This is a genomic window from Paracoccus sp. TRP, assembly GCF_000185925.1.
Taxonomy (GTDB): Bacteria; Pseudomonadota; Alphaproteobacteria; order Rhodobacterales; family Rhodobacteraceae; genus Paracoccus; species Paracoccus kondratievae.
In genome coordinates, this window is record NZ_AEPN01000011.1 from 49,686 (window position 1) to 73,188 (window position 23,503).

Below are 23,503 nucleotides of genomic sequence, written 5' to 3' on the forward strand. Positions count from 1 at the left end.
ATGGGAGCGCTGACCCTCATCACTCACAACGCCCATCGGGTCGATGTCGATGGCCATGCCATGCTGATGCATGTGCCGACGACCAGCCTGTTCGAACTCGATGCCGTGGCGCGCGATGTCTATGACCTGTTCCGCCGCGCGCGCGCTGTCGATGCCGAACTGATGCGGGCCGAGCTTGGCCCGCATCACGACCCCGAAACCCTGTCGGAATGCCTGCAAAGCTTTCTCGCGCTGGATATCCTGCGCGATGCCGACGCAGCCGAGACCCCGCGGCCGGTGGTGAAGGTCGAAGAAATTCCACTTTCGACCATCATCCTGAACGTCAACACCGGCTGCAACCTTGCCTGCACATATTGCTACAAAGAGGATCTGACCACCCCGGCCAAGGGCCAGAAAATGGGCTTTGAGACGGCAAGGGCCAGTTTCGAACTGTTGCTGAAACAGGCCCATGCCCGTGACCGGGTGAATGTGGTGTTTTTCGGCGGCGAGCCTTTGTCGAACATGCCGCTGATCCGCGAGGTGGTCGCCTATGCCGAACCTCGCGCGGCCGAGCTTGGCAAGACGGTCGATTTCTCGCTGACCACCAATGCCACCCTGCTGACGCCCGAACTGGTCGACTGGTTCGACGCCCACCGCTTTGCCCTGACGGTCAGCATGGACGGCCCCAAGGCCCTGCATGACGCCAACCGCAAGACGGTGGGTGGCAAGGGCACCTATGACCTGGTGGCACGCAATGTGCGTATGCTTTTGTCACGCTATCGCTCGCGTCCGGTGGGGGTGCGGGTGACGCTGACCCGGGGCGTCACCGATGTGATCGGCATCCATGACCATCTGAAGAACGATCTGGGCTTTCACGAGGTCGGCTTTGGCCCTGCGACATCTGGACCGATCGCGGTCTTCAACCTTGATGCCGAGGCGCTGAAACGTGCTTTCGAGGATATGAAAACTCTTGGCCGCCGCTATGTCGAGGCCGCCTGCAAGGGCGAGAATATCGGCTTTTCCAACATGCATCAGCTGCTGACCGATATCGCGCAGGGCACAAAAAAGGCCGTACCCTGCGGGGCAGGGCTTGGCATGCTTGCCGTGGACAAGGACGGAGAGCTGCATCTTTGCCATCGCTTCGTCGGTTCAAACCAGCCGACCTACGGCAATGTGGAAACCGGCATCGACATCCCCCGGCTGGGCCAGTTCATCGAGACCGCGCAGGATCGCAGCACCTATGGCTGCAAGACCTGCCGCATCCGCTCGATCTGCGCGGGCGGGTGCTACCATGAAAGCTATGCCCGCCAGGGCGATCCATTTGCCCCGGTCTGGCACTATTGCGACCTGATGCGGGACTGGGTCGATTTCGGCATCGAATCCTATGTCCGCATCATGCAGGCCAACCCGTCATTCTTTCGCAGCCAGCTAGAGCCCCGGATCACCCGGTCCGGCCCAGCAAGGGAGGTTCTTCAATGAAACATCTGACACCTGCCAACGCCAAGGCGAAAGCCTTTGTCGAAGCCGAGGCCGAAGGCCGCGAAGAGGAGGTTGTGGCGATGAACTCGCTTGTCGGCTGTACCACCTCATTCGACCCGGGATGGGAGATCGACGCCTTTGGCGCGGTCTCGAACCTTTGCCAGCCGATGGAGGCCGACCTTTACGGCTGCGCCGACCCCTGCTGGTGGCCCGCACAGGTTGCCGACACGCTGAACACCTATCCGAACTGGAGCGCGGGCGCCGATGACGTGATGCAGGACTGGCGCAAGCTGCAATCGGTGTTCCCGGAAACGAAAGGTTCGTCGTGATGCGCAAAACGCTGCTGTCTCTTGCCTCTGCCGCCGCGCTTATGTCCTGGCCGGCCCTGGCGCATGACTATATCCTGGCCCCGGCGCGACCCGACAAGCTGGTCGTGGTCGATACCGAAAAGATGGCGGTGGAAAAGGTCATCACCATCAAGGACGCCGGCCCGACACCCATGGTGCCAATGGTCGCGCCGGGCGGTCGGATCGCCTATGCGACGATCAACAAGTCTGAAAGTCTGGTCAAGATCGACCTGACGACCGGTGAAACATTGGGCCGCATCGACCTGTCAACGCCGGAAGAGCGGGTGAAAAGCCTTTTTGGTGCGGCGCTTTCCCCTGACGGAAGCACGCTTGCCATTTACGAAAGCCCGGTCCGGCTAGAGCTGACACATTTCGAGGTCCAGCCTACCCGCGTCGCGCTATACGATGCGGAAACGCTGGAGCGGCGCAAGGTTTTTGAGGCCCCGCGCCAGATCACCATGCTGGCCTGGGCCCGCGACGGTTCAAAACTGTACGGTCTTGGCCGCGACATGCATGTCATGGACCCCGAGGCCGGAAAGCTTGTCGAAAGCCTGCCGATCCAGGGGTGGGAGCCGGACAGCTATACCCAGCCCGACGTGCTTGCCGTCTGGAACCAGCATGAAAGCTCGGGCGTGATGGCGACGCCTTTCTACACCGCGCGCAAGGATATCGACCCCTCCGACCCCAGCGCCTATCGCACCGGCCTTTTGACCATGGACCTTGAAACCGGTGAGATGGCGATGCGCGAGGTGCGTATCATGGACGTGTTCTATTTCTCGACCGCTGTGAATCCGGCCAGGAACCGCGCCTTTGGCACCTATAACGTCCTTGAAAGCTTTGATCTGGAAAAGAACGTCTCGCTACGGCGGGTAGCCCTGCCGCACAGCTATTACTCGGTGAACGTCTCGACCGATGGCAAGACGGTCTGGCTTGGCGGCGCGCTTGGCGATCTGGCGGCCTATGACGCCGACACGCTGGAGAAAAAGGGCCAGATCGACCTGCCCGGCAATGCCTCGATGTCGCTGGCCTCGGTGCGGCTTTTCACGCGGGACGACTGAAATGCTGCGGGTGGGGGTGATCGACAGCGGCCCCGGCCCCAAAGATCGCCTGGGTGATGCCCGCGCCTTTATGGCTGACGGCTCGGCCGTCGCGGCCCGGCCTGACCGGCTGGGCCACGGCACCGCCGTCGCCGCAATGATCCGCCGCGCCTGTCCGGGCGCGGCGATTATTCATGCACAGGTCTTCGACGACCGCCCCGTGACCAGCGCATTCCGCGTCGCCGCAGCACTGCGCTGGTTTGCCGCCATGGGCGACGCCCGCCCCGAGGTGATCTGCATGAGCCTGGGCCTTGCCGCCGACCGCACCCCGCTGCGTCTGGCCTGCGAGGCACTGGTCACCTCGGGCGCGGTCCTTGTCGCTGCCTACCCGGCCCGGGGCGCACCATGTTATCCCGCCGCCTATCCGGGGGTCATTGCAGCAACCGGGGACGCGCGCTGCGGATGGAGGGATCTGTCGCAACTGGGGCCTGCACTGTTCGGCGCATGGTGCAATTCACCTGAACACGCCCCGCCCGGCATGGGTGGCGCAAGCCTTGGCGCGGCCCGCGTCGCGGGGCATCTGGCGGCAATCATGGCCGAAACCGGACGGCTGGACGGGGCAAAGGCCACCGCCGCGCTGGCCGCACGCGCCATCCATCACGGTCCAGAGCAAAGACGTAATCATGGATAGGCTTGCCGCCCGCCTTGCCCGGATGATCTTTGGCGCCGAGGCGGCTGGCTGGCTCGCCCCCGTCATGGCGCGGGCGCTGCCCTTGGGGATGGTCGTGCTGTTGGCATCACTGCTGGCGGCCGCCCTTGGGCTGGCAATGCCGATGCTGACCCGGCAGGTGATCGACGCCGGAATCATGGCCCGGGACATGCAGGCGCTGATTTTCTGGGCCGGTCTTTCCTTTGCGCTGGGTCTGGGTGCGGTGGGCTTTGGGATAGCAAATTCCATGCTGCATCTGCGTGCCTCGGCCCATATGCTGGCCCACCTGCGCGGACGCATGTTCTCGGCAGCCCTTGCCCGCGATCCCGCCCGTGCCGAGTTGCCCTTGGGCGAGGCGATGGCGCGGCTGGACGGAGATTGCGCAGAAATTCAAAGCTTTGCCTTTGACACCGGATTGGTCGCTGTCGGGGCGCTGTTCCGTCTGGCCGGGGGGCTGGGCCTGATGATCGCGCTGGATTGGCGCATGGCGATGCTGCCGCTGCTCGCCGCACCATTCGAGCTGTGGTTTCTGTCCCGCGCCCGCCCCCGGACCCGCACATTGGCCGAGATGGTGCGCAACCAGCGCGGCGCACTCTCCACACAGATGGCCGAGACGCTGGCGGCACGGGCGACGCTGCGCGGCCTCAATGCGCTGGATCAGCGTGAAAAGAGCTTTGGCATGGCGCAGCAGGAACAGATCGCCGCGCTGACCCGCCAGCGTCTGTGGTCCGAAACCGTGGGTGCCGTCAGCCAGACCATCACCGCGCTTTTGCGCGGTACGATCCTGCTGGCCGGTGGCTGGCAGGTGGTGCGCGGCAACTGGCAGATCGGCACTCTGGTCGCGTTTCTCGCCTATGCCGGGATGATGTCGGGGCCGCTACGCAACCTGCTGGGCCTATATCACGCGCAAGCCCGCGCAAGGGTCGCAGCCGACCGGTTGGGTGCGGTGATCAGCTCTGCCCGCCCCGACACGGGTGCCGCACCACCGCCGGGGCCCCTGACCATCACCTTGCGCGATGCCCGTGCCGAAGGCGCGGCCCATTATCCGGTAACCGCCGAAATCCTGCCCGGTCAGCGCGTGCTGCTGGACGGTCCATCAGGCGTCGGTAAATCTCGCCTCATGGCCACGCTGACCCGCGACGCACCGCTGGCCGAGGGCTATGCCCTTCTTTCAGGGGCTACGGTCAGCCATCTGCGCCCCGGAGCCCTTTGCGCCCGCATCACCCACCTGGCGCAGCGTCCGGCGATTTTACGCGGCACACTGGCGCAGAACCTGCGCCTTGCCGTGCCGGATGCCGACGATCAGGCGCTGTGGCGGGCGCTGGCAGATGCGGATCTGACCAGCTGGGCACAGGAAAGGCTGGGGCTGGCCACCCCGATTGCCGAAACCGGGGCCGATCTTTCGGGCGGGTTGCGCCAGCGCATCGCCATCGCCCGCGCCCTTTTGCGGCCGACCGATATCCTGATCTTTGACGAAGCTTTTTCCGAGATCGACGATGCTGCCTGCAGGCGTATCCTTGCCGCGATCGAGGCGCGGCATAACAAAACCACGCGCATCTTTATCGCCCATAGCGGACCAGCGCGCGAGGGAGAGTTCGATCAGCGGATCACGCTGGTTTCCTCGGCCCCCATCTTTCTGATCTCACGCGGCGAGACGCCATACCAGCGCGAAAATGCCCGTGAAAAGGCGGTCTGATCAGAATAGCCAAGCTGCAAGGCGATCTCGCCAAACAGCCGCTCACTGCGCACCACCAATGCAAAGCCATGGATGCGGCGGCATTCTTCAAGGATCTGGTGGAACTGCTGCCCCTCGGCCGCCAGCGCCCGCCGCAGCGAACGCTCGGACATGCCCAGTTCGGCAGCGACCTGTCGCTGATTGACCATACCGCGATCCATGCGGCCAAGGATCAGCTGATGCACCCTTTGCACAACCGGGGTCTGGCGGCGCAGATCCAGCAAGGCCCCCTCCATGTGGCGGGCCATCACTGCTGCGTCTTCCTGGGGCGGAAAGCGCGGCACGTTGCCCAGCACACGGGCCGAAAAGATGATCCGGTTCTCATCCTCGCCAAAGCGGGGGGTTCGGCCCAGATAGCGGGCAAGCGTACGTGGATCGCGGTCCGGCGCATGTTCAAAGCATAGATCCCGGATCGCCTCGCGGGGGACGCCATAGCGGTCGCAGATGCCGCGGATCAGACCAAGCGTCAGTTCACTGTCGCCGCGGCGCGGCCAGATACGCGGATCAAGAACACGGTAGCAGATCTGCGCCTCATCCCCGTTCACCTCGAACGAGACGTCACTGTTTGATTGCAGCAAGGGAAAGCCCCGGGCAAAGCTGCGCAGCGCCTCACCAAGGGTGCGGCGGGCCGCGACCGCACTGCCCAGAATGCCAAGGCTGCCCAGATCGACCCTTTCGCCCAGACGCCACCAGTAAAGCCCGTCGGGACTGGAGGCGCGATCCTGTTCCAGACGGCTGACAAAGTTTTCCAGCGGCATCTGGGGATCGGGCGCCGCCTGAACGGGCTCGGCCTCGCCCCCCAGCAGCATTGATGCGATGGCTCCGCGAATCCATGACATCTGCATGGCATTTCCCGTGGCTGCGCCGGCTGGTGCTGTTTCGCGCCTTGCCCCGGCTATTTCCCTGTTGCGACAAACTGTAGCACATCAAGCTGGCGATCCCCAACGCGACCGTTAATCAGGCCCATAAGCCCCTAAGTTGCCAGAAAACCGTTAAGAAACTGTCGCTTTCACCGGATTTTCGCGGAAAGGTCGATTTGGCATTTCCGGCCAGATTTCACGCAAACCCGCCTGCGGGGCGCGGATTGGCCGGATATGGCAAGAATCGCCTGCCCCCCCTGTCCCAGAGTATCGCAACGCTTCTGGGAGGAAGACATGACGGAATACCGACTGCTGATCGACGGCAAGCTGGTCAAGGGTGACATGACCATGCCGGTCATCAACCCCGCCAATGAACAGGTTCTGGCCGAGGCGCCGCGTGCCTCGCAGGCACAGCTTGACGCGGCGGTCTCGGCGGCCAAGGCCGCCTTTCCCGGCTGGGCCGCCCGCCCGATCGGGGAACGCCGCGCCCTGATCCTGACCATTGCCGACCGGCTGGAGGCGCAGGCCGATGCCTTTGCCCGGCTGCTGACACAGGAACAGGGCAAGCCCTTGCCCGAGGCGCAAGCCGAGATCCTGTACACCTGCGCCTTCATCCGCCATCTGGCAGGCTATGACCTGCCGGTAAAGGTGATCGAGGATAACGACAGCCGCCTGGTGCGCCAGTTCCGCAAGCCTCTGGGCGTCGTCGGTGCGATCATCCCGTGGAATTTCCCTGTGCTGATCGTGGCCTTCAAGCTGCCGCTGGCGCTGCTGGCTGGCAATACCCTGGTCGTAAAACCTGCCCCGACGACGCCACTGACAACGCTGAAACTGGGCGAGATCATGGCCGAGGTCCTGCCCGCAGGCGTCGTCAATATCATCACCGATCAGAACGACCTTGGCCCGGCGCTGACCACCCACCCCGATGTGGCCAAGATCTCGTTCACCGGCTCGACCGCGACGGGACAAAAGATCATGGCCAGCGCCGCCTCGACCATCAAGCGGCTGACCCTTGAGCTGGGTGGCAATGACGCGGCTATCGTGCTGCCGGGTGCCGACCCTGCCAAGGTCGCACCGGGTCTGTTCGCAGGGGCGTTTATGAATGCCGGTCAGGTCTGTCTGGCGATCAAGCGCGCCTATGTCCACGACTCTGTCTACGAAGAGGTCTGCGCGCGTCTGGCCGAACTGGCCGAGGCCGCCGTGGTCGGAGACGGGCTTGAGCAAGGCACCACCATCGGCCCGCTGCAAAACCGCATGCAATATGAAAAGGTCAAAGGCTTCCTTGACTCGGCGCGCGCTGATGGCCGCATCATCGCCGGGGGTACCCTGCCCGAGGGGCCGGGCTATTTTATCCGCCCGACCATCGTCGCCGACGTCAGGGACGGTGACCAGATCGTCGATGAGGAACAGTTCGGCCCGATCCTGCCGGTGATCCGCTTTGACGATGTGGAATCGGCGGTGGCAAGCGCGAACCGGCTTGAGCTTGGCCTCGGCGGCTCGGTCTGGGGCGAGGATCGCGATCTGGCGCGCAGCATCGCCGAACGCATCGAAAGCGGCACTGTCTGGGTCAACAAACATCTGGATTTCGGGCCAAACATCCCCTTTGGCGGGGCCAAGCAATCAGGCCTCGGTGTCGAATTCGCTGAGGAAGGGCTGGCCGAGTTCACCCAGATCCGCATCCTGAACGAGGCGCGCTGATCGCCCCCGGGGTCCAGTCCCGTCTCAACCGGCGAGATCGGACCCGTTCCGGCGTTGCGGGGTGGCAAAGCTTTTGCGAAACCAGTCCTGTAGCAGCAGCTTGTCATAGACAAAGCGCCTGCTGCTGTTATGGCCGCGCGGGTCCGACAGATAATTCATGTCGGTCAGCCGCTCTTCGCCCGTCCGGATGGTCACACCATCCTGCATCAGCCGATAGCGCAAATGGATGCGTGGCGGGGTCACGTCGCGCAAAAAGCGCACATCACCGAACCCCGTGCGCCAAGGCTCGAACTCACCGGCAAGATCGATGTCGAGTATCTCGATCACAAGGCTTTGACCGGGCGGCAGGTAGCGGGTGCCAAGCTCGGCGAACCAGCGGTCGAACTCTGCCAAGGCCGAAGTCCGGCTGCGTTCACGGTGAAATTCGCGGTCGCGGAACCGCTCGGGCGTTATGTAGGTGACGGCGACGCGCCCCGGGTCGGGCGCGACCGGTGCGGCAATGACACCCGGCGCCACAAGCGTCAGAGACAGTGACAGGAAGATGGTCCTGAGCATGGTCTTGCCTTTCGCATAACCAACCCCTGTCCAAACATATGGGCGGGTCGCACGAAAAGTCAAAGCTGGCCGTCAGGCCCGTGCATCCTCAAGCATCATCTGCGCCGCCTTTTCCGCGATCATCATCACCGGAGCGTTGGTATTGCCGCTGGTGATCGTCGGCATGATCGAGGCATCGGCGACACGCAACCGTCCAAGCCCCCGCATCCGCAGACGCGGATCAACCACAGCCGCGTCGTCCGGGCCCATGCGGCAGGTGCCGACCGGGTGAAAGATCGTCGTGCCGATATCGCCCGCAGCCTTGATCAGATCCTCATCGCTTTGCAGGGCGGAGCCGGGTAGATATTCCTCGGCCCCGTAGCGGCTGAAGGCTGGTTGCGAGGCAATGTTACGGGTCAGGCGGATGGCACGCATTGCCACCTCGCGGTCGCCCTCGGTCGCCAGATAATTCGGCTGGATGGCTGGATGGGCGCGGAAATCCGGCCCGGTGACATGGACCGATCCCCGGCTTTCGGGCCGCAGGTTGCAGACCGATGCGGTCATGGCCGGGAATGGATGCACCGGGTCCCCGAACTTGTCGAGGCTGACGGGCTGGACGTGGAATTCCAGATCCGGGGTCGCCTTGTCAGGCCCCGAACGGGTAAAGATGCCCAGCTGGCTGGGCGCCATAGACATCGGCCCCGAGCGTTTCAGCAGGTATTCCAGCCCGATCGCCGCCTTGCCCAACAGATGCGAGGCCTTTTCGTTCAGCGTCGGCACGCCTTGCACCTTATAGACCATGCGCAATTGCAGGTGGTCCTGCAGGTTCTCACCCAAAGCCGGAACCTCGATCTGCGTGTCGATCCCGGCGGCTTGCAAGACATCGCCGCGCCCGACACCGGAATGTTCAAGAATCTGGACCGAGCCGATGGCCCCCGCCGCCAGCACCGTTTCACGCGCCGCACGGACCTCGCGCCGCTGGCCCTGATGGTGAAAGAGAACTCCGGAGACCTCTCCCGCCTCGATCACAAGCTTTTCGACCTCGGCCCCGGTCAGGATGCGCAGGTTCGGGCGGTTGCGTACCGGACGCAGGAAGGCCTTGGCCGCACTCCACCGCCAGCCGCTGCGCTGGGTCACGTCGAAATAGCCGCCGCCCTCATTATTGCCGCGGTTGAAATCCTCGGTGTGGGGGATGCCTGCCTGTTCGGCCGCCTCCATAAAGGCGTCAAGCACCGCCCAGCGAACCCGTGCCGTCTCGATCCGCAGTTCACCGCCCGCGCCATGCATCTCGTCGCCACCGCGATAATGATCCTCTTGCGCCTTGAACAGCGGCAGAACATCGTCCCAGCCCCAGCCGGCGCAGCCAAGCTGGCGCCAATGGTCGTAATCGGCCGCCTGCCCGCGCATGTAGATCATGCCGTTGATCGACGAACAGCCGCCCAGCACCCGCCCGCGCGGATATAGCAGCGCCCGCCCGTTCAGCCCCGGCTCGGGCTGGGTGCGAAACCCCCAGTCGGTGCGCGGATTGCCGATGCAGTACAGATAGCCCACCGGGATATGGATCCAGTGGTAATTGTCGCGCCCCCCTGCCTCAAGCAGCAGCACCCGGTTACGTGGGTCGGCGCTAAGGCGATTGGCCAGCACGCAACCGGCGCTGCCCGCGCCGATCACGATATAGTCGTAGCTTTCCATCGGATACTCCATGCCTGACCCCCGCATCGGCGCGGGCCTTGCCGTCAATTTTCGGTTCGGAAGCCGAGCATCTTGCCAAGTTTCGTGGCGCAGAACTCGCCCACGATGCCCCTGCGGAACAAAAGCACGCAGACCATAAAGACCAGCCCGGTGATGATGGTGACCGGGAAATCCGACGTGGCAAGCACGTTTTGCAGCGTCACCACCAGCCCCGAGCCGACAATCGGCCCAAACAGCGTGCCGATACCGCCCAAAAGCGTCATCAGGATCACCTCGCCCGACATCTGCCAGGTCACATCGGTCAGCGTGGCGAACTGAAAGATCAGCGCCTTGACCCCACCCGCAAGCCCCGCCAGCCCCGCCGACATGACAAAGGCGCCAAGCTTGTAGTGCTGGACCGAATAGCCAAGCGAGATCGCGCGGCTTTCATTCTCGCGGATCGACTTCAGGATCATGCCAAAGGGCGAGTTCACAAAGCGCCAGATGATCAGCAGCCCGATCACAAAGACCGCAAGGACAAAGTAATACATGTTCAGCGGCTGGTTCAGGTCGATGACGCCGAACAGATGGCCGCGCGGCACCGACTGGATCCCGTCCTCACCATGGGTAAAGGGCGCTTGCAGGCAGAAGAAAAAGAACATCTGCGACAGCGCCAGCGTGATCATGGCGAAATAGATCCCCTGACGGCGGATGGCGATGGCGCCCATCACCAGCCCCAGCGCCGCCGCGCCAAGCACGCCCAGCAGGATGCCCGCCTCGGGCGACCAGCCCCAGACCTTGACCGCATGGGCGGTGAAATAGGCGGCGCCCCCGAAAAAGGCCGCGTGGCCAAAGGACAAAAGCCCGGTATAGCCCAGGAGCAGGTTGAACGCCGAGGCGAACAGCGCAAAGGCCAGCAGCTTCATCAGGAAGATCGGATAAAGAAACAGCGGCGCCGCCAAAAGGGCGGCCAGCGCGATCACCAGCAGCACCAGCCGCACCTGCCCGGCGCGGGGGTGGGCTGCGACCTGTTCGGTCGCGATGGGTTCGGATTTAGCGGCCATGTCAGGCATCCTTTCCGAAAAGGCCCGCAGGCCGCAGGATCAGCACGATAGCCATGATGACAAAGATCACGATATTCGAGGCTTCGGGGTAAAAGACCTTGGTCAGCCCCTCGACCACGCCCAGAAGATAGCCGGTGACGATGGCGCCCAGGATCGAACCCATGCCGCCGACCACCACTACGGCAAAGACGATGATGATGAGGTTTGACCCCATGAGCGGCGAGACCTGATAGACAGGCGCTGCCAGCACCCCGGCAAAGCCCGCAAGCCCCGCGCCAAGCGCATATGTCAGCGTCAAAAGCAGCGGCACGTTCACGCCAAATGCCTGCACCAGCACCGGGTTTTCCGTCGCTGCGCGCAGATAGGCGCCCAGCCGGGTCCGCTCGATCAGCAGCCATACCCCAAGACAGACGGCCAGCGAGGCGATGACCACCCAGCCGCGATAGACGGGCAGGAACATGAAGCCAAGGTTCACCGCTCCGGTCAGTTGCGACGGCGGCGCATAGGGTTTGCCCGAGGCACCAAAGAACCAGCGGAAGGTCCCCTCGATCGCCAGCGCAAGGCCAAAGGTGAAAAGCAGCCCGTACAGCGGATCAAGCCGGTAAAGCCGCGACAGCATGGTCTTTTCCACCAGCGCCGCGAACAGCCCGACGATCAGCGGCGCAAGGATCAGCGCCAGCCAGTAGTTGATACCGCCCACCGTCAACAGCAGCAGCGCGACAAAGGCGCCCAGCATGTATTGCGCGCCATGGGCAAAGTTGATGACCCGCAAAAGGCCAAAGATCACCGCCAGCCCCAGCGAAAGAAGCGCATAGAAGCTGCCGTTGATCAACCCGACCAGCAACTGCCCCATCAGGGCCTGCACGGGCACGCCAAAGATCATGGTCATGTCATACCCCCAGTTCCCGATGCAGCATGTCCATCTGCGCCGGCAGCCCGGCGACCGGGAATTCCGCCGTCATCCGGCCGTGGTCCATCAGATAGAAACGGTCGGCGACCCTGGCGGCAAAGCGAAAGTTCTGCTCGACCAGCACCACGGTCATGCCCCGGCTCTTGAGTTTTTTCAGCACCTCGCCAATGGCGTCGATGATGACCGGGGCAAGGCCCTCGGTCGGCTCGTCCAGCAGCAGGCAGCGCGCGCCGGTGCGCAGGATGCGCGCCATGGCCAGCATCTGTTGCTCACCCCCCGACAGCTTGGTGCCCTGACTGTTGCGCCTTTCGCGCAGGTTCGGAAAAAGCTCGTAGATCTCATCGACCGACATGCCGCCTTCGGCCACTTTGGGGGGCAGCATCAGGTTTTCCTCGACCGAGAGGCTGGCAAAGATGCCGCGCTCTTCAGGGACAAAGCCCAGCCCGGCGCGGGCCGTGTGATGCAGGGGCACCCCCATCATGTCGCGGCCGGCGAATTCGATCCGCCCGGTCCGTTTGCGCAAGATCCCCATGATCGTGCGCAGGGTGGTGGTCTTGCCCATGCCGTTACGGCCAAGAATGCAGACCGTCTCGCCCTCGGCGACGGTCATGTTCACGCCGTGCAGGACATGGCTTTCGCCATACCAGGCCTGCAGGTCGCCAACGTTCAGAAGCGGCGCGCTCATGCTTCGGACCCCATATAGGCGGTGCGCACGCGCGGATCGGCCGAGACGGTGGCGTAATCGCCCGTCGCAATGATCTCGCCCCGTTGCAGCACGGTGACGTGGTGACAGATATCGGCCACGACGCTGAGGTTGTGTTCGACCATCAGCACGGCGCGTTCGCTGGCAACGTCGCGGATGATATCGGCGACCATGGCGACGTCCTCTTGCCCCATGCCGGCCATCGGCTCGTCCAGCAGCAGGACGGCGGGGTCAAGCGCCAGCGTCGTCGCGATTTCAAGCACGCGCTTGCGGCCATAGGACAGATCCGCCGCCCGATAATCGCGCCAGCGCGACAGGCCCAGCTTTTCGATCAGTTCATCGGCGCGCGCATCAAGCCGGTCAAGCGAGGATAGCGGCAGCCAGAACTGCGTCGCCAGCCCTGCCGGGCGTTGCAGCGCAACCTTGACGTTTTCACGCACGGTCAGATGCGGAAAGATTGCCGAGATCTGGAACGAGCGGACCAACCCCATCCGCGCCACCTTGTCGGGGCGGGTATGGGTGATGTCCTGATCAAGCAATGTGATCTGCCCCCGCGTCGGTTGCAGGAACTTGGTCAGCAGGTTGAAGACTGTCGTCTTGCCTGCCCCGTTCGGCCCGATCAGGGCGTGGATACGGCTGTGATGGACATCAAGATCGACGCCATTCACCGCCGTGAAACCCGAGAAATCCTTGCCAAGGCCACGGGCGGAAAGAACCACCCGCGGCCCGGCCTGCGTTGCCACAGACAATGCCATCACTTGACCAGCGGACAGCCGCTTTCGGCGGGATTAAGGAAAGCCTCGTCCCCCGGGATAGTGGCAAGGACGTTATAGTAATCCCAGTCCTCTTTCACATCGCCCGGCGCCTTGACCTCCATCAGGTAGACGTCCTTGATCAGCCGCCCGTTCGGCCCGACCTTGCCGTTCTGGGCAAAGACGTCGTTCACCGGCATTTCGTGCAGCTTGGCGGCGACCGCCTCGGTTTCGTCGGTACCAGCTTCCTGGATCGCCTTCAGGTACTGGGTCACGGCCGAATAGGTGCCGGCGTGAACCATGTTCGGCATGACGCCGGTACGCTCTTTGAAGCGTTCACCGAATTCGCGCGATTCCGGAGTGCGGTTCCAGTAAAAGCTTTCGGTCAGGGTCAGCCCCTGCGCGGCGTCCAGCCCGATGCCATGAACCTCGGCCAGCGTGAACAGCAGCGCGGCAAGGCGCTGACCGCCCGCAGTGATGCCGAATTCAGCCGCCTGTTTGATGGCGTTCTGGGTGTCCATACCGGCATTCGCAAGGCCGATGACCTTGGCACCCGAGGACTGCGCCTGCAACAGGAAGGACGAGTAATCCGTCGTCGCCAGCGGGTGACGCACCGCACCGACGACCGTGCCGCCCTGCGATTTGACGAAATTGCCGGTCTGCTCTTCCAGCGAATAGCCAAAGGCATAGTCGGCAGTCAGAAAGAACCAGCTGTCCCCGCCCGCCTTCACCAGCGCACCGCCGGTGCCGACGGCCAGCGCATGGGTGTCATAGGCCCAGTGGAAACCATAGGGGGTACATTGCGGGCCGGTCAGCTCGGTCGTGGCTGCGCCGGTGTTGATGGTGATCTTTTTCTTTTCCTGGCTCAGCGCCTGCACCGCCAGACCGACCGAAGAGGTCGTCAGCTCCATGATCGCATCGACCTTTTCGGTATCATACCACTGGCGCGCAATGTTCGAGGCGATGTCGGGCTTGTTCTGGTGGTCGGCGGTGACAACCTCGATCGAGGCATCAAGCACCTTGCCGCCGAAATCCTCGACCGCCATCTTGGCGGCCTCATAGGAATATTTGCCGCCAAAGTCGGCATAGACCCCGGACTGGTCGTTCAGGATCCCGATCTTGACCACGCCGTCCGAAACCTCGGCAACGGCAGGCGCGGCAATAAGGCCGACCGCGGCGGTCGACAGCAAAAACTTACGCATCATTTCCTCCCAAAGGCGCATCCCTTCAACCGGGAATGCTGTCCCATTACAGTCGAGGGCGACTCCATCCCCGCCCTCTTGCACAGAACGATGCCGAGAATTCGGTTTTGACACAAGTGTTCAGAGAGGTTTAATTACTTACAGGACCTGTGCATTTATGAACAAATGGCAAATCTGAGCTGGGATGACCTGCAATTCTTTCTGGCGGTGGTACGCGATGGACAGCTCTCACGCGCCGCACGCTCGCTCGGAACCTCGCATGTTACCGTCTCGCGCCGCATCGACCGGCTGGAACAGGCACTGAATACCCGCCTGTTCGAACGCAATCCGCGCGGCTATGAGCCGACCCCGGCGGGTCAGCGCCTGATCGAGGCGGCCGAGCGCATGGAAGAGGCCGCAGGGCTGATCCCGCTGGACCAGCGCAGCGCGCCCGGTCAGCCCCGTCCGCTGCGGCTGGCCATGCCCGAGGGGTTCAGCAGTCTGTTTTCCACGCACCTTCTGCCCGATTTCATCGCCCGCTTTCCGCTGATCTCGCCCGAATTGATCGCCATGCCTCAGGTGCTGTCGCTATCGCGGCGCGAGGCGGATATCTCGATCACGCTGGACCCGGTGACAAGCGGCCCTTATCGGTCCGAACGGCTGGCCGATTACACGCTGCACCTTTACGCGACTCGCGAACATCTCAAAAGCCTGCCGCCAATCAACAGCCCCGAAGATCTGCGCCAGATGCGCTTTATCGGCTATATCGAAGAGATGATCTTTGCCCCCGGCCTGGACTATCTGGGCGAAGTTCATCCCTCGATCCGGGCAAGCGTTAAAAGTTCCAGCATATTCAACCAACTGTCGGCGGTTCGTAATGGGCTCGGCATTGGAATTCTGCCTTGGTATGTGGCAGCGAAATACCCCGAGCTGCAGATCGTGCTGCCCGATCAGGTACGGCTGACGCGTACCTATTGGCTGACCTGTCATCGAGATATGCGGGTCACGCAATGGGTGCGCGCGGTGATCGGCTTTCTGTCCCAGAGGCTGGCCGAGCGCGGTCACCTGCTGTCGCGCCCGATCGGCCATCCCGGACCGGGCTGACGCTTTAGCCCCGCCCCCAGCCGGAAACGCCCAGTTCAGCCCGGTATTTCGCCACTGTCCGACGCGACAAGGTAACGCCCTGCCCCATAAGTGCCTGCGTCAGCGCCGCGTCCGAGATCCGCTGACCTGCCGGCCATTCCGCGATCAGCCCGCGCAGTGCCGCCAATGCCGCCTCGCGCCCAATGCCCGGGTTTCGCGGGCTGGCAGGTGCCAAAAGCAACCTGCGCAAAGGCACGGTACCGCGCGGACTGCGCATGGCCACCCCGGCGACCGCCCTGCTGATCGTGCTTTTTGCCAGCCCCAGCCGCGCGGCCAGATCAGACAGGGTCAGCGGCCGTAACGCCCCCTCTCCGCGTAGCCATCCCGCCTGAACCTCCGCCGTGGCCGAGGCGATGCGCAACAGGCTTGCCCCCCGTGCCTGACACGCTGAAACCAGCGCGCGGGCCAGGGCCGTGTCCCCAGCCCTCCCCTCTGGACGCAGGCCAAGGGCGGGGGCATCAAGCGGTCGGACACCGCCGTCGGGGGTCCACTCCAGCTCGGGCGGCGCAGCGGGGACTGCGCCCTCAGCCAGCGGATAGGGCGACAGGGCGCGCAGATCGGCAAGCATTCCTGCCGCATCCTCACCATCGCATCCGCAATGGGCCTGAATTGCTGCCAGATCGCCTGCGGCGGCAAGGTCCAGCCGCCCAAGCAGCCGCTCGATCATCGGGTCCAGTCGCCCGCGCGCTCGCAATTGCAACCGCAGACTTTCCGCCAGATCGCGGGCAAAGACGCCGGGCGGCTCAAGCCCCTGCAATACCGGCAAAAGCGCCTCGATCCGCGCATCCGGCACATCCAGCCAGCCTGCAATTTCGGGCAGGGGATCAACCAGCCAGCCGTGATCATCAAGGCAATGGACCAAAGCGCGGGCAAGCCCGGCATCCGCCCCGGAAAGGCGCAACAGGCCGATCTGATCCGTCAGCGCCTGTCGGGGGGACAGTGCATCCGCCGCCTCGATCAGCTCAAGACAAGGGTTGCGCGCCGCCTCCAGCCGCAATCTGCGGCGCAGGCGCGCGCCGTCCATGCGCAACAAATCAAGCGACAGCCGCATCTGTTGGCTTAACGCAAGGCCGCGGATCTGGCGCTGTTCCTGACTTTGCATCCTGCCCTTTCTGTCCCGACCTGTTGCGCCACAGTGTTGCACCGCCTTGCAACACCTGCCCACGGAAATCCCAGCAAAACTGGCCTGCCGAATTTGGCACCGGCGTTGCTTGCATGATGGGCAGGGAGGACGAACATGGTCAAGGTCGGCATCATCGCCAATCCGGTTTCTGCCCGCGACATCCGGCGGGTGATCTCTCATGCAGGGAACCTGCCCATCAACGATCGGGCCAACATCGTGCTGCGCATGATGGCCGGACTGGCCGCAACCGGCGTTGATGAGGTCGTCGCCATGCCCGAACATGGCGGCATCCGCTTTCATCTGGAACGCAGCATCCAGCGCGAACAGCGCCTTGGACAGGGGGTTTTCCCCCGCCTGCGCTATCTCGACATGCCCGTTACCGCCACGCCCGAGGATAGCGCCCGCGCCGCCCGGATGATGGCTGCGGAAGGTGTCGCGGCTATCGTGGTGCTGGGCGGCGACGGCACCAACCGGGTGGTGGTCGGCGCCTGCGGCGATGTGCCTGTGGCGGGGGTCTCGACCGGGACCAACAATGCCTTTCCCGAACTGCGCGAGCCGACGATCACTGGCCTCGCAGTCGGGTTATTCGCCTCGGGACAGGTGCCGGGCGACGTGGCGCTAAGGGCGAACAAATGGCTTGAGGTGACGCTTGGCACCCGGCGAGAGATCGCGCTTGTCGATGTCGCTGTCGTCGAGGACCGCTATACCGGCGCACGCGCGATCTGGAAAACCGCCGGTTTCCGCGATCTCTTCGTGACTTTCGGCCTGCCGCAGGCGATCGGCATGTCAGCCATCGCGGGGCTTTGCGACCCGGTGGACCGCGATGCGCCCGAGGGGCGGCACATCCGCCTGTCGGCCGACGCGCCACGCCAACTGACGGCACCGATTGCGCCGGGGCTGATCGACCGTGTCGGCATTTCCGAGGTCACGCGGATGACCCCGGGTGAGACGCACCGGCCCTCGATCCAAGCCGGCACCCTGGCCTTTGACGGAGAGCGCGAGCTGACCTTTGACGAAGGCGACCGGGTCGGGGTGCGGCTGATCCCCGATGCCTTCCGCACAATCAATGTGCCCGCCTGCATGGCCCGTGCCGCGCAGGCCGGACTGTTTATCCGCAATCCAGACTGAACCGGACAAGGGAGGAGTTCATGTCCAATCCGTTTCCCCTACCCAAGGAACGGCTGCTCGAAGCCTATCGCAAGATGCGCACCATCCGCGATTTCGAAGAGCGGCTGCATGTCGATTTCGCCCGTGGCGAGATCCCCGGCTTTGTCCACCTTTACGCCGGCGAAGAGGCGACGGCAGTGGGCATCATGATGCATCTGCACGACCGCGACCGCATCGCTTCGACCCATCGCGGCCATGGCCATTGCATCGCCAAGGGCGTCGATGTGAAGGCGATGATGGCCGAGATCTATGGCAAGGCGACCGGCTGTTGCGCGGGCAAGGGTGGCTCAATGCATATCGCCGATCTGTCGCTGGGCATGATGGGTGCGAACGGCATCCTTGGTGCTGGTGCGCCCCTGGTTTGCGGCGCGGCGCTGGCGGCGCAAAAGCTTGGTCATGACGGGGTCGGGATCACCTTTTTCGGCGACGGCGCCTCGAACCAGGGCACGGTGCTGGAAAGCATGAACCTGGCCGCGATCTGGAACCTGCCCGCGATCTTTGTGGTGGAAAATAACGGCTATGCCGAGTCGACCTCGGTCGATTACGCCACCGCCTCGGACAGCTATGTGGACCGGGCAACGGGCTTTGGCATGCCGGGCATCACCGTCGACGGCATCGACTTTTTCGCGGTCTACGAGGCTGCTGGCGAGATCATCCGCCGCGCCCGCGAAGGCGGCGGGCCGACGCTGCTTGAATGCAAGAACGTGCGCTTTTTTGGGCATTTCGAAGGCGATGCCCAGACCTACAAGGCTCCGGGCGAGAATGAATACAACCGCGAACACAACGATTGCCTCAAGCTGTTTCGCCAGAAGGTCACACAGGCGGGCGTGATCTCGGATGATGAGCTGAACGCCATCGATTCCGAGGTGGCGGCCCTGATTGACGAGGCCGTGGCCGGGGCGATGGCCGCACCGCTGCCCGGCCCCGGGCAACTGACAACCGACGTTTATGTGACCTATTGAGGGAGGGCTCACCATGGCACGCATCATCAGCATGAAGGACGCGGTGAACGAGGCGCTGGATCAGGAAATGACCCGCGACCCCACCGTGATCATGATGGGCGAGGATATCGTCGGCGGCGCCGGCGCCAAGGGCGAAGACGACGCCTGGGGTGGCGTTCTGGGGGTCAGCAAGGGGCTTTATGCCAGACACCCCAACCAGATGATCGACACACCTTTGTCCGAAAGCGCCTATGTCGGCGCGGCAATCGGGGCGGCGACGGCAGGGCTGCGACCGGTGGCCGAACTGATGTTCGTCGATTTCATCGGGGTCTGCCTTGACCAGATATTCAACCAGGCGGCCAAGTTTCGCTACATGTTCGGCGGCAAGGCCGAAACTCCGGTGGTAATCAGGGCGATGTGCGGGGCGGGCTTTCGCGCCGCTGCCCAGCACAGCCAGATGCTGACCCCGCTTTTCACCCATATCCCGGGGCTCAAGGTCGTCTGCCCCTCGAATGCCTATGACTGCAAGGGGCTGCTTATCCAGTCGATCCGGGACAATGACCCGGTGATCTTTCTTGAGCACAAGAACCTTTACGCCAGCACGGCCGACGTCCCCGAAGAACCCTATACCATCCCCTTTGGCGAGGCGAACATCGTCCGCGAAGGCGGCGACGCCACCATCGTCACCTATGGCCAGATGGTCGGACGCTCGGTTGAGGCTGCCGATCTGCTGAAAAAGGAAGGTATCGGGGTCGAGGTGATCGATCTGCGCACCCTGTCACCCATCGACATGGACACGGTCCTGGAAAGCGTCGAGGCGACCGGACGGCTGATCTGCGTCGATGAGGCGAACCCGCGCTGTTCGATCGCCGCCGACATATCGGCAACCGTGGCGCAAGAGGCCTTTGACGCGCTCAAGGCGGCGGTGCAGATGGTGACGCCGCCCCATGCGCCGGTACCCTTCTCGCCCTCGCTTGAGGACAGCTACGTCCCCTCGGCCACCCGCATCGCCGAGGCCGTCCGCAAGACGATGGAGAACTGACATGGCCGATATCACCCCGATCCTGATGCCGAAATGGGGCCTCTCGATGAAAGAGGGCAAGCTTTCCGCCTGGCATGTCTCGGAAGGCGACACGATCAGCCCCGGCGATGAGATCATGGATGTCGAGACCGACAAGATCGCCAATGTGGTCGAGGCGGCCGACGGCGGCCTGTTACGCCGCCGCATCGGCGCCGAGGGCGAGACCTATCCCGTCCGCGCTTTGCTGGCGGTGATGGCGCCTGAAAACGTCACGGATGCCGAAATCGACGCCTATGTCGCCTCTTATGCCACCCCTGCGGCAGGAAGCGACGATGAGGCGGCCGGTCCAAGCTATCAATATGCCGATCTTTCCATGGGCCGGATCCGCTATGCCGAAAGGCCGGGCCAAGGCACAGCGCTGATCCTGATCCACGGCTTTGGCGGCGATCTGGACAACTGGCTTTTCAACATCGACGCATTGGCCGAGGGTGGCCCCGTCTATGCGCCGGACTTGCCCGGCCATGGCCAGTCGGTGAAATCGGCACGTCCCGCCGGGCTGGATCTGCTGGTCGAGACCGTCACGGCCTTCATGGATCATCTGGGGCTTGAACGTGCCCATCTGGCAGGTCACTCGATGGGCGGGCTTGTCGCCGGCACTCTGGCTGCGCGGCATCCCGAACGCGCGGCCTCGGTCACGCTGATCTGTTCGGCAGGTCTCGGCCCCGAGATCAACAGCGATTACATCGACGGTTTCGTCAATGCCGCCGGGCGCAAAGAGCTTAAGCCGGTGCTGGCGCATCTGTTCAACGACCAGTCTCTTGTCAGTCGTTCAATGATTGAAGATCTTTTGAAATACAAAAGACTGGATGATGTTTCTGAATTTCTTTCTGAACTTGCAGGCAGCCTTTTTAGTGCTGGCAGGCAAGCGGCAGAGATGGGTGGGGCGCTGGCCGCCTCGGGCGTGCGCACGCAGGTGATCTGGGGTCAGGGCGATGCGATCATTCCCGCCGCTCATGCCGAAAACCTGCCCTCGGCCACGTGTCACGTCATCCCCGACGCCGGCCATATGGTCCAGATGGAGCAAGCAGCCGAGGTAAACCGCCTTATCCGCGACTTTATCGCCTGAACCGCTGGCCGTCCCCAAGGGGGCGGCCCTTTGCAATAAGGGAGGGAAGGACATGAGCAATTCCGTCAAGGGCCGCTCGGTCATCGTCACCGGCGCTGGCCGCGGCATCGGGCGCGCCATAGCCGCAGGTCTGGCACAGGCCGGCGCTCATGTGGTGATCGCCGATATCGCCATAGACAGCGCCGAGGCCACAGCTGCCGAGATCCGCGCCGACGGCGGTCAGGCAATAGGCATTGCCGTTGATGTGACCGACCGTACCAGCATGCGCGAGCTGATTGCCCGTACCGTCGCCGAATACGGGCGGCTGGACGCGATGTTCAACAATGCAGGTATCGCACAGGTCAAACCATTCAGCGACATCACCGAGGAAGATTGGCATCGCGTCATGGATGTGAACGCCATGGGCGTGCTGATCGGCATTCAGGAGGCCGCGAAACAGTTCATTGCCCAGGGCGGCGGCGGCAAGATCGTCAATACCGCAAGCATCGCCGGCAAACAGGGCTATGAACCGCTGGCCCATTACTCGGCCAGCAAGTTCGCGGTCGTGGCACTGACCCAGGCCGCAGCGCGGGCCTTTGGCAGCCACGGTATCTGCGTCAACGCGATCTGCCCGGGCGTGGTCGCCACCGATATGTGGAAACTGATCGACAGGGGCTTCAAGGATGAGGGGCTGACCCAGCACGACAATCAGGCTTTCGATGAATTCTCGGCCGGGATCCTGCTTGGCCGCCCCTCGCGCCCCGACGATCTGGCCGGTGTCTCGGTCTTTCTCGTCTCGGACGGATCGAATTACATGACCGGGCAAAGCCTGGTCGTCGATGGAGGCATGGTGCTGATATGACCGCGAAACAGAAACTGACCGAGATGAATGCGCGTGCAGCCACGCTATACAAGGCCGATCCCAAGACCATGTCCGCCTTTCGCGGGCTGATGGTCGCAGCCACCCGCGAAGGCCGGATCAGCGCCGCGATGAAAGAACTGATCGCCCTTGCCGTCGCCATCGGGCGCGGCTGCGAGGACTGCGTCATCTTTCACACCAATGAAGCCAAGGCCCATGGCGCCAGCCGCGACGAGTTGCTGGAGGTGCTGGCCGTAGCCGTCGAAATGTCAGGTGGTCCCGGGACGGTCTATGCCGCAAAAGCCCTTGCAGCATTTGATGAACTTTAAAGGGAAAAACCATGAAAGCATTACGTTTCCATGCCGCCCGCGATCTGCGTATCGAGGATATTCCCGAACCACCCCAGCCCGGTCCCGGTCAGGTTCTGATCCGCAACAGCCATGTCGGGATCTGCGGCACTGATCTGCATGAATATGCCTCGGGGCCGATCTTTATCCCGATCGAACCACACCCCTGTTCCGGCGCTCATGGACCGCAGGTTCTGGGCCATGAATTCGGCGGCACGGTCGTCGCGGTGGGCGAAGGCGTGACCAAAGTCGCGACCGGCGACCGCGTTGCGGTTCAGCCGCTGATCATGCCGCGCAGCGATGAATATTTCGCCGATCGCGGCTGGCACAACCTTTCGGGCAGCCTTGCGCTGGTCGGCTTGTCATGGATCTCGGGCGGGATGGCCGAGATGGCGCTGCTGAACGACTATAACGTCGAAAAGATCCCCGACGGGATGACCGACGAAGAGGCCGCGCTGGTCGAGCCGACCGCCGTGTGCGTCTATGCCTGCGACCGCGGGCGGATCACGGCGGGGGACTCGGTTCTGGTCACCGGGGCGGGTCCCATCGGCATTCTTGCGCTGCTGACCGCAAGGGCTTTTGGGGCGACGCGGCTATTTGTGTCGGACGTGAATGACACGCGGCTGAAACTGGCCGCCGAGGTCGTGCCGGGCGTCGTCACCATAAACCCCACCCGCGAGGACGTCGGAGAGCAGGTCCGCAAGGCCACCGGTTCGGGCCTTGGCTGCGACGTGGCGCTGGAATGCGTCGGCAATGAACGGGCGCTGCAATCCTGCCTTGATGCGGTGCGCAAACAGGGTGTCATCGTCCAGACCGGTCTGCATCCGGGCAAGGGAAGCATCGACTTTTTCCAGCTGACCTTCAAAGATGCCGAGATCCGCGGCTCATGGTGTTATCCGACCCATAGCTGGCCACGCACGATCGAGCTGATCGCCTCGGGCGCGATCCCGGCCAGCCGGGTGATCACCAAGCGCATCACTCTGGATCAGGCAGTCAGCGAGGGGTTCGACGCCCTGCTTGATCCAGCTGGCAGCCAGCTGAAAATCCTGATCGACCTGTCGCGTTAAACGGGCCGCGCAAGATTTCTGCACCGTCGCGGCCGGTTCGTGCTATGGTCGCGCCGGGGCTTTGGGAGGAG

23 protein-coding genes are annotated in these 23,503 nt (G+C 63.5%); 14 read left to right on the plus strand and 9 right to left on the minus strand.

Annotated elements, in window-relative coordinates; all coding sequences use genetic code 11:
• The 5 genes from peaB to PARACOCCUSGL_RS0108920 are packed head-to-tail and all read left to right on the plus strand — an operon-like array spanning position 1 to position 5,247.
• Positions 1-1,458, plus strand: coding sequence for a quinohemoprotein amine dehydrogenase maturation protein (gene peaB, locus PARACOCCUSGL_RS0108900; RefSeq protein ID WP_010395459.1), 1,458 nt, complete (start codon positions 1-3; stop codon positions 1,456-1,458).
• Positions 1,455-1,787: a quinohemoprotein amine dehydrogenase subunit gamma gene (gene qhpC, locus PARACOCCUSGL_RS0108905; RefSeq protein WP_010395461.1), complete on the plus strand. Its 333-nt coding sequence runs from the start codon at positions 1,455-1,457 to the stop codon at positions 1,785-1,787. Before peaB ends, qhpC begins: the two co-directional genes overlap by 4 nt.
• A complete protein-coding gene (peaD, locus tag PARACOCCUSGL_RS0108910; RefSeq protein WP_010395463.1) occupies positions 1,787-2,863 on the plus strand; it encodes a quinohemoprotein amine dehydrogenase subunit beta in 1,077 nt (358 codons plus the stop codon). The genes qhpC and peaD overlap by 1 nt, the downstream gene beginning before the upstream one ends.
• Before the next feature lies 1 nt (position 2,864).
• Positions 2,865-3,533: a S8 family serine peptidase gene (locus PARACOCCUSGL_RS0108915; RefSeq protein ID WP_010395465.1), complete on the plus strand. Its 669-nt coding sequence runs from the start codon at positions 2,865-2,867 to the stop codon at positions 3,531-3,533.
• Entirely contained in the window at positions 3,526-5,247 is a 1,722-nt protein-coding gene (locus PARACOCCUSGL_RS0108920) for an ABC transporter ATP-binding protein (protein WP_010395466.1), read from the plus strand. The genes PARACOCCUSGL_RS0108915 and PARACOCCUSGL_RS0108920 overlap by 8 nt, the downstream gene beginning before the upstream one ends.
• Here PARACOCCUSGL_RS0108920 and PARACOCCUSGL_RS0108925 read toward each other — a convergent pair.
• Complete coding sequence (locus tag PARACOCCUSGL_RS0108925) at positions 5,151-6,131, minus strand: AraC family transcriptional regulator (RefSeq protein WP_010395467.1); 981 nt, start codon at positions 6,129-6,131, stop codon at positions 5,151-5,153. The two genes, PARACOCCUSGL_RS0108920 and PARACOCCUSGL_RS0108925, sit on opposite strands and share 97 nt — an antisense overlap.
• A gap of 309 nt (positions 6,132-6,440) precedes the next feature.
• Here PARACOCCUSGL_RS0108925 and PARACOCCUSGL_RS0108930 point away from each other — a divergent pair, with 309 nt between their 5' ends.
• Complete coding sequence (locus PARACOCCUSGL_RS0108930; RefSeq protein WP_010395468.1) at positions 6,441-7,844, plus strand: aldehyde dehydrogenase family protein; 1,404 nt, start codon at positions 6,441-6,443, stop codon at positions 7,842-7,844.
• A 24-nt stretch (positions 7,845-7,868) separates the two neighbouring features.
• On the opposite strand, the gene PARACOCCUSGL_RS0108935 is transcribed toward PARACOCCUSGL_RS0108930, so the two are convergent.
• From PARACOCCUSGL_RS0108935 to PARACOCCUSGL_RS0108965, 7 genes are all read right to left on the minus strand, one after another.
• Positions 7,869-8,399, minus strand: coding sequence for a DUF3016 domain-containing protein (locus PARACOCCUSGL_RS0108935; RefSeq protein ID WP_138918317.1), 531 nt, complete (start codon positions 8,397-8,399; stop codon positions 7,869-7,871).
• Between the two features lie 72 nt (positions 8,400-8,471).
• The gene (locus PARACOCCUSGL_RS0108940; RefSeq protein WP_010395471.1) at positions 8,472-10,070 is read right to left on the minus strand and encodes a GMC family oxidoreductase; all 1,599 of its coding nucleotides are present in this window, start codon (positions 10,068-10,070) and stop codon (positions 8,472-8,474) included.
• A gap of 44 nt (positions 10,071-10,114) precedes the next feature.
• On the minus strand, positions 10,115-11,113 hold the full coding sequence (locus tag PARACOCCUSGL_RS0108945; protein WP_010395472.1) for a branched-chain amino acid ABC transporter permease: 999 nt from the start codon (positions 11,111-11,113) through the stop codon (positions 10,115-10,117).
• A gap of 1 nt (position 11,114) precedes the next feature.
• Entirely contained in the window at positions 11,115-12,002 is an 888-nt protein-coding gene (locus PARACOCCUSGL_RS0108950) for a branched-chain amino acid ABC transporter permease (RefSeq protein ID WP_010395473.1), read from the minus strand.
• A gap of 1 nt (position 12,003) precedes the next feature.
• A complete protein-coding gene (locus PARACOCCUSGL_RS0108955; protein WP_010395474.1) occupies positions 12,004-12,708 on the minus strand; it encodes an ABC transporter ATP-binding protein in 705 nt (234 codons plus the stop codon).
• Entirely contained in the window at positions 12,705-13,481 is a 777-nt protein-coding gene (locus PARACOCCUSGL_RS0108960; RefSeq protein ID WP_010395475.1) for an ABC transporter ATP-binding protein, read from the minus strand. The genes PARACOCCUSGL_RS0108955 and PARACOCCUSGL_RS0108960 overlap by 4 nt, the downstream gene beginning before the upstream one ends.
• Positions 13,481-14,680 carry an ABC transporter substrate-binding protein gene (locus PARACOCCUSGL_RS0108965; protein ID WP_010395476.1) on the minus strand — a complete coding sequence of 400 codons (1,200 nt, stop codon included), beginning with the start codon at positions 14,678-14,680 and terminating at the stop codon, positions 13,481-13,483. The genes PARACOCCUSGL_RS0108960 and PARACOCCUSGL_RS0108965 overlap by 1 nt, the downstream gene beginning before the upstream one ends.
• A 165-nt stretch (positions 14,681-14,845) precedes the next feature.
• Between PARACOCCUSGL_RS0108965 and PARACOCCUSGL_RS20440 the strand changes: the two genes are divergently transcribed.
• Positions 14,846-15,763, plus strand: a complete 918-nt coding sequence (locus PARACOCCUSGL_RS20440; protein WP_010395477.1) for a LysR family transcriptional regulator — start codon at positions 14,846-14,848, stop codon at positions 15,761-15,763.
• A 4-nt stretch (positions 15,764-15,767) separates the two neighbouring features.
• Here PARACOCCUSGL_RS20440 and PARACOCCUSGL_RS0108975 read toward each other — a convergent pair whose 3' ends face one another.
• Positions 15,768-16,904 carry an RNA polymerase sigma 54 subunit RpoN gene (locus PARACOCCUSGL_RS0108975; RefSeq protein ID WP_010395478.1) on the minus strand — a complete coding sequence of 379 codons (1,137 nt, stop codon included), beginning with the start codon at positions 16,902-16,904 and terminating at the stop codon, positions 15,768-15,770.
• A 135-nt stretch (positions 16,905-17,039) separates the two neighbouring features.
• On the opposite strand from PARACOCCUSGL_RS0108975, the gene PARACOCCUSGL_RS0108980 reads away from it, so the two are divergent.
• Genes PARACOCCUSGL_RS0108980 through PARACOCCUSGL_RS0109010 form a run of 7 tightly spaced genes read left to right on the plus strand, consistent with a single transcriptional unit; the run spans position 17,040 to position 23,432 of the window.
• The gene (locus tag PARACOCCUSGL_RS0108980) at positions 17,040-18,053 is read left to right on the plus strand and encodes an ATP-NAD kinase family protein (RefSeq protein WP_010395479.1); all 1,014 of its coding nucleotides are present in this window, start codon (positions 17,040-17,042) and stop codon (positions 18,051-18,053) included.
• Between the two features lie 20 nt (positions 18,054-18,073).
• Positions 18,074-19,054, plus strand: coding sequence for a thiamine pyrophosphate-dependent dehydrogenase E1 component subunit alpha (locus PARACOCCUSGL_RS0108985; RefSeq protein ID WP_010395481.1), 981 nt, complete (start codon positions 18,074-18,076; stop codon positions 19,052-19,054).
• Positions 19,055-19,067: 13 nt separating this feature from the next.
• Positions 19,068-20,075 carry an alpha-ketoacid dehydrogenase subunit beta gene (locus PARACOCCUSGL_RS0108990; protein WP_010395482.1) on the plus strand — a complete coding sequence of 336 codons (1,008 nt, stop codon included), beginning with the start codon at positions 19,068-19,070 and terminating at the stop codon, positions 20,073-20,075.
• 1 nt (position 20,076) lies between these two features.
• Positions 20,077-21,180, plus strand: coding sequence for an acetoin dehydrogenase dihydrolipoyllysine-residue acetyltransferase subunit (locus PARACOCCUSGL_RS0108995; protein WP_010395483.1), 1,104 nt, complete (start codon positions 20,077-20,079; stop codon positions 21,178-21,180).
• Positions 21,181-21,232: 52 nt separating this feature from the next.
• Positions 21,233-22,021 (plus strand): SDR family NAD(P)-dependent oxidoreductase, encoded by a 789-nt coding sequence (locus tag PARACOCCUSGL_RS0109000; protein WP_010395484.1) that lies wholly within the window; start codon positions 21,233-21,235, stop codon positions 22,019-22,021.
• On the plus strand, positions 22,018-22,347 hold the full coding sequence (locus PARACOCCUSGL_RS0109005; RefSeq protein ID WP_010395485.1) for a carboxymuconolactone decarboxylase family protein: 330 nt from the start codon (positions 22,018-22,020) through the stop codon (positions 22,345-22,347). Before PARACOCCUSGL_RS0109000 ends, PARACOCCUSGL_RS0109005 begins: the two co-directional genes overlap by 4 nt.
• Before the next feature lie 11 nt (positions 22,348-22,358).
• Complete coding sequence (locus tag PARACOCCUSGL_RS0109010; RefSeq protein ID WP_010395486.1) at positions 22,359-23,432, plus strand: 2,3-butanediol dehydrogenase; 1,074 nt, start codon at positions 22,359-22,361, stop codon at positions 23,430-23,432.
• Positions 23,433-23,503: the final 71 nt, after the last annotated feature.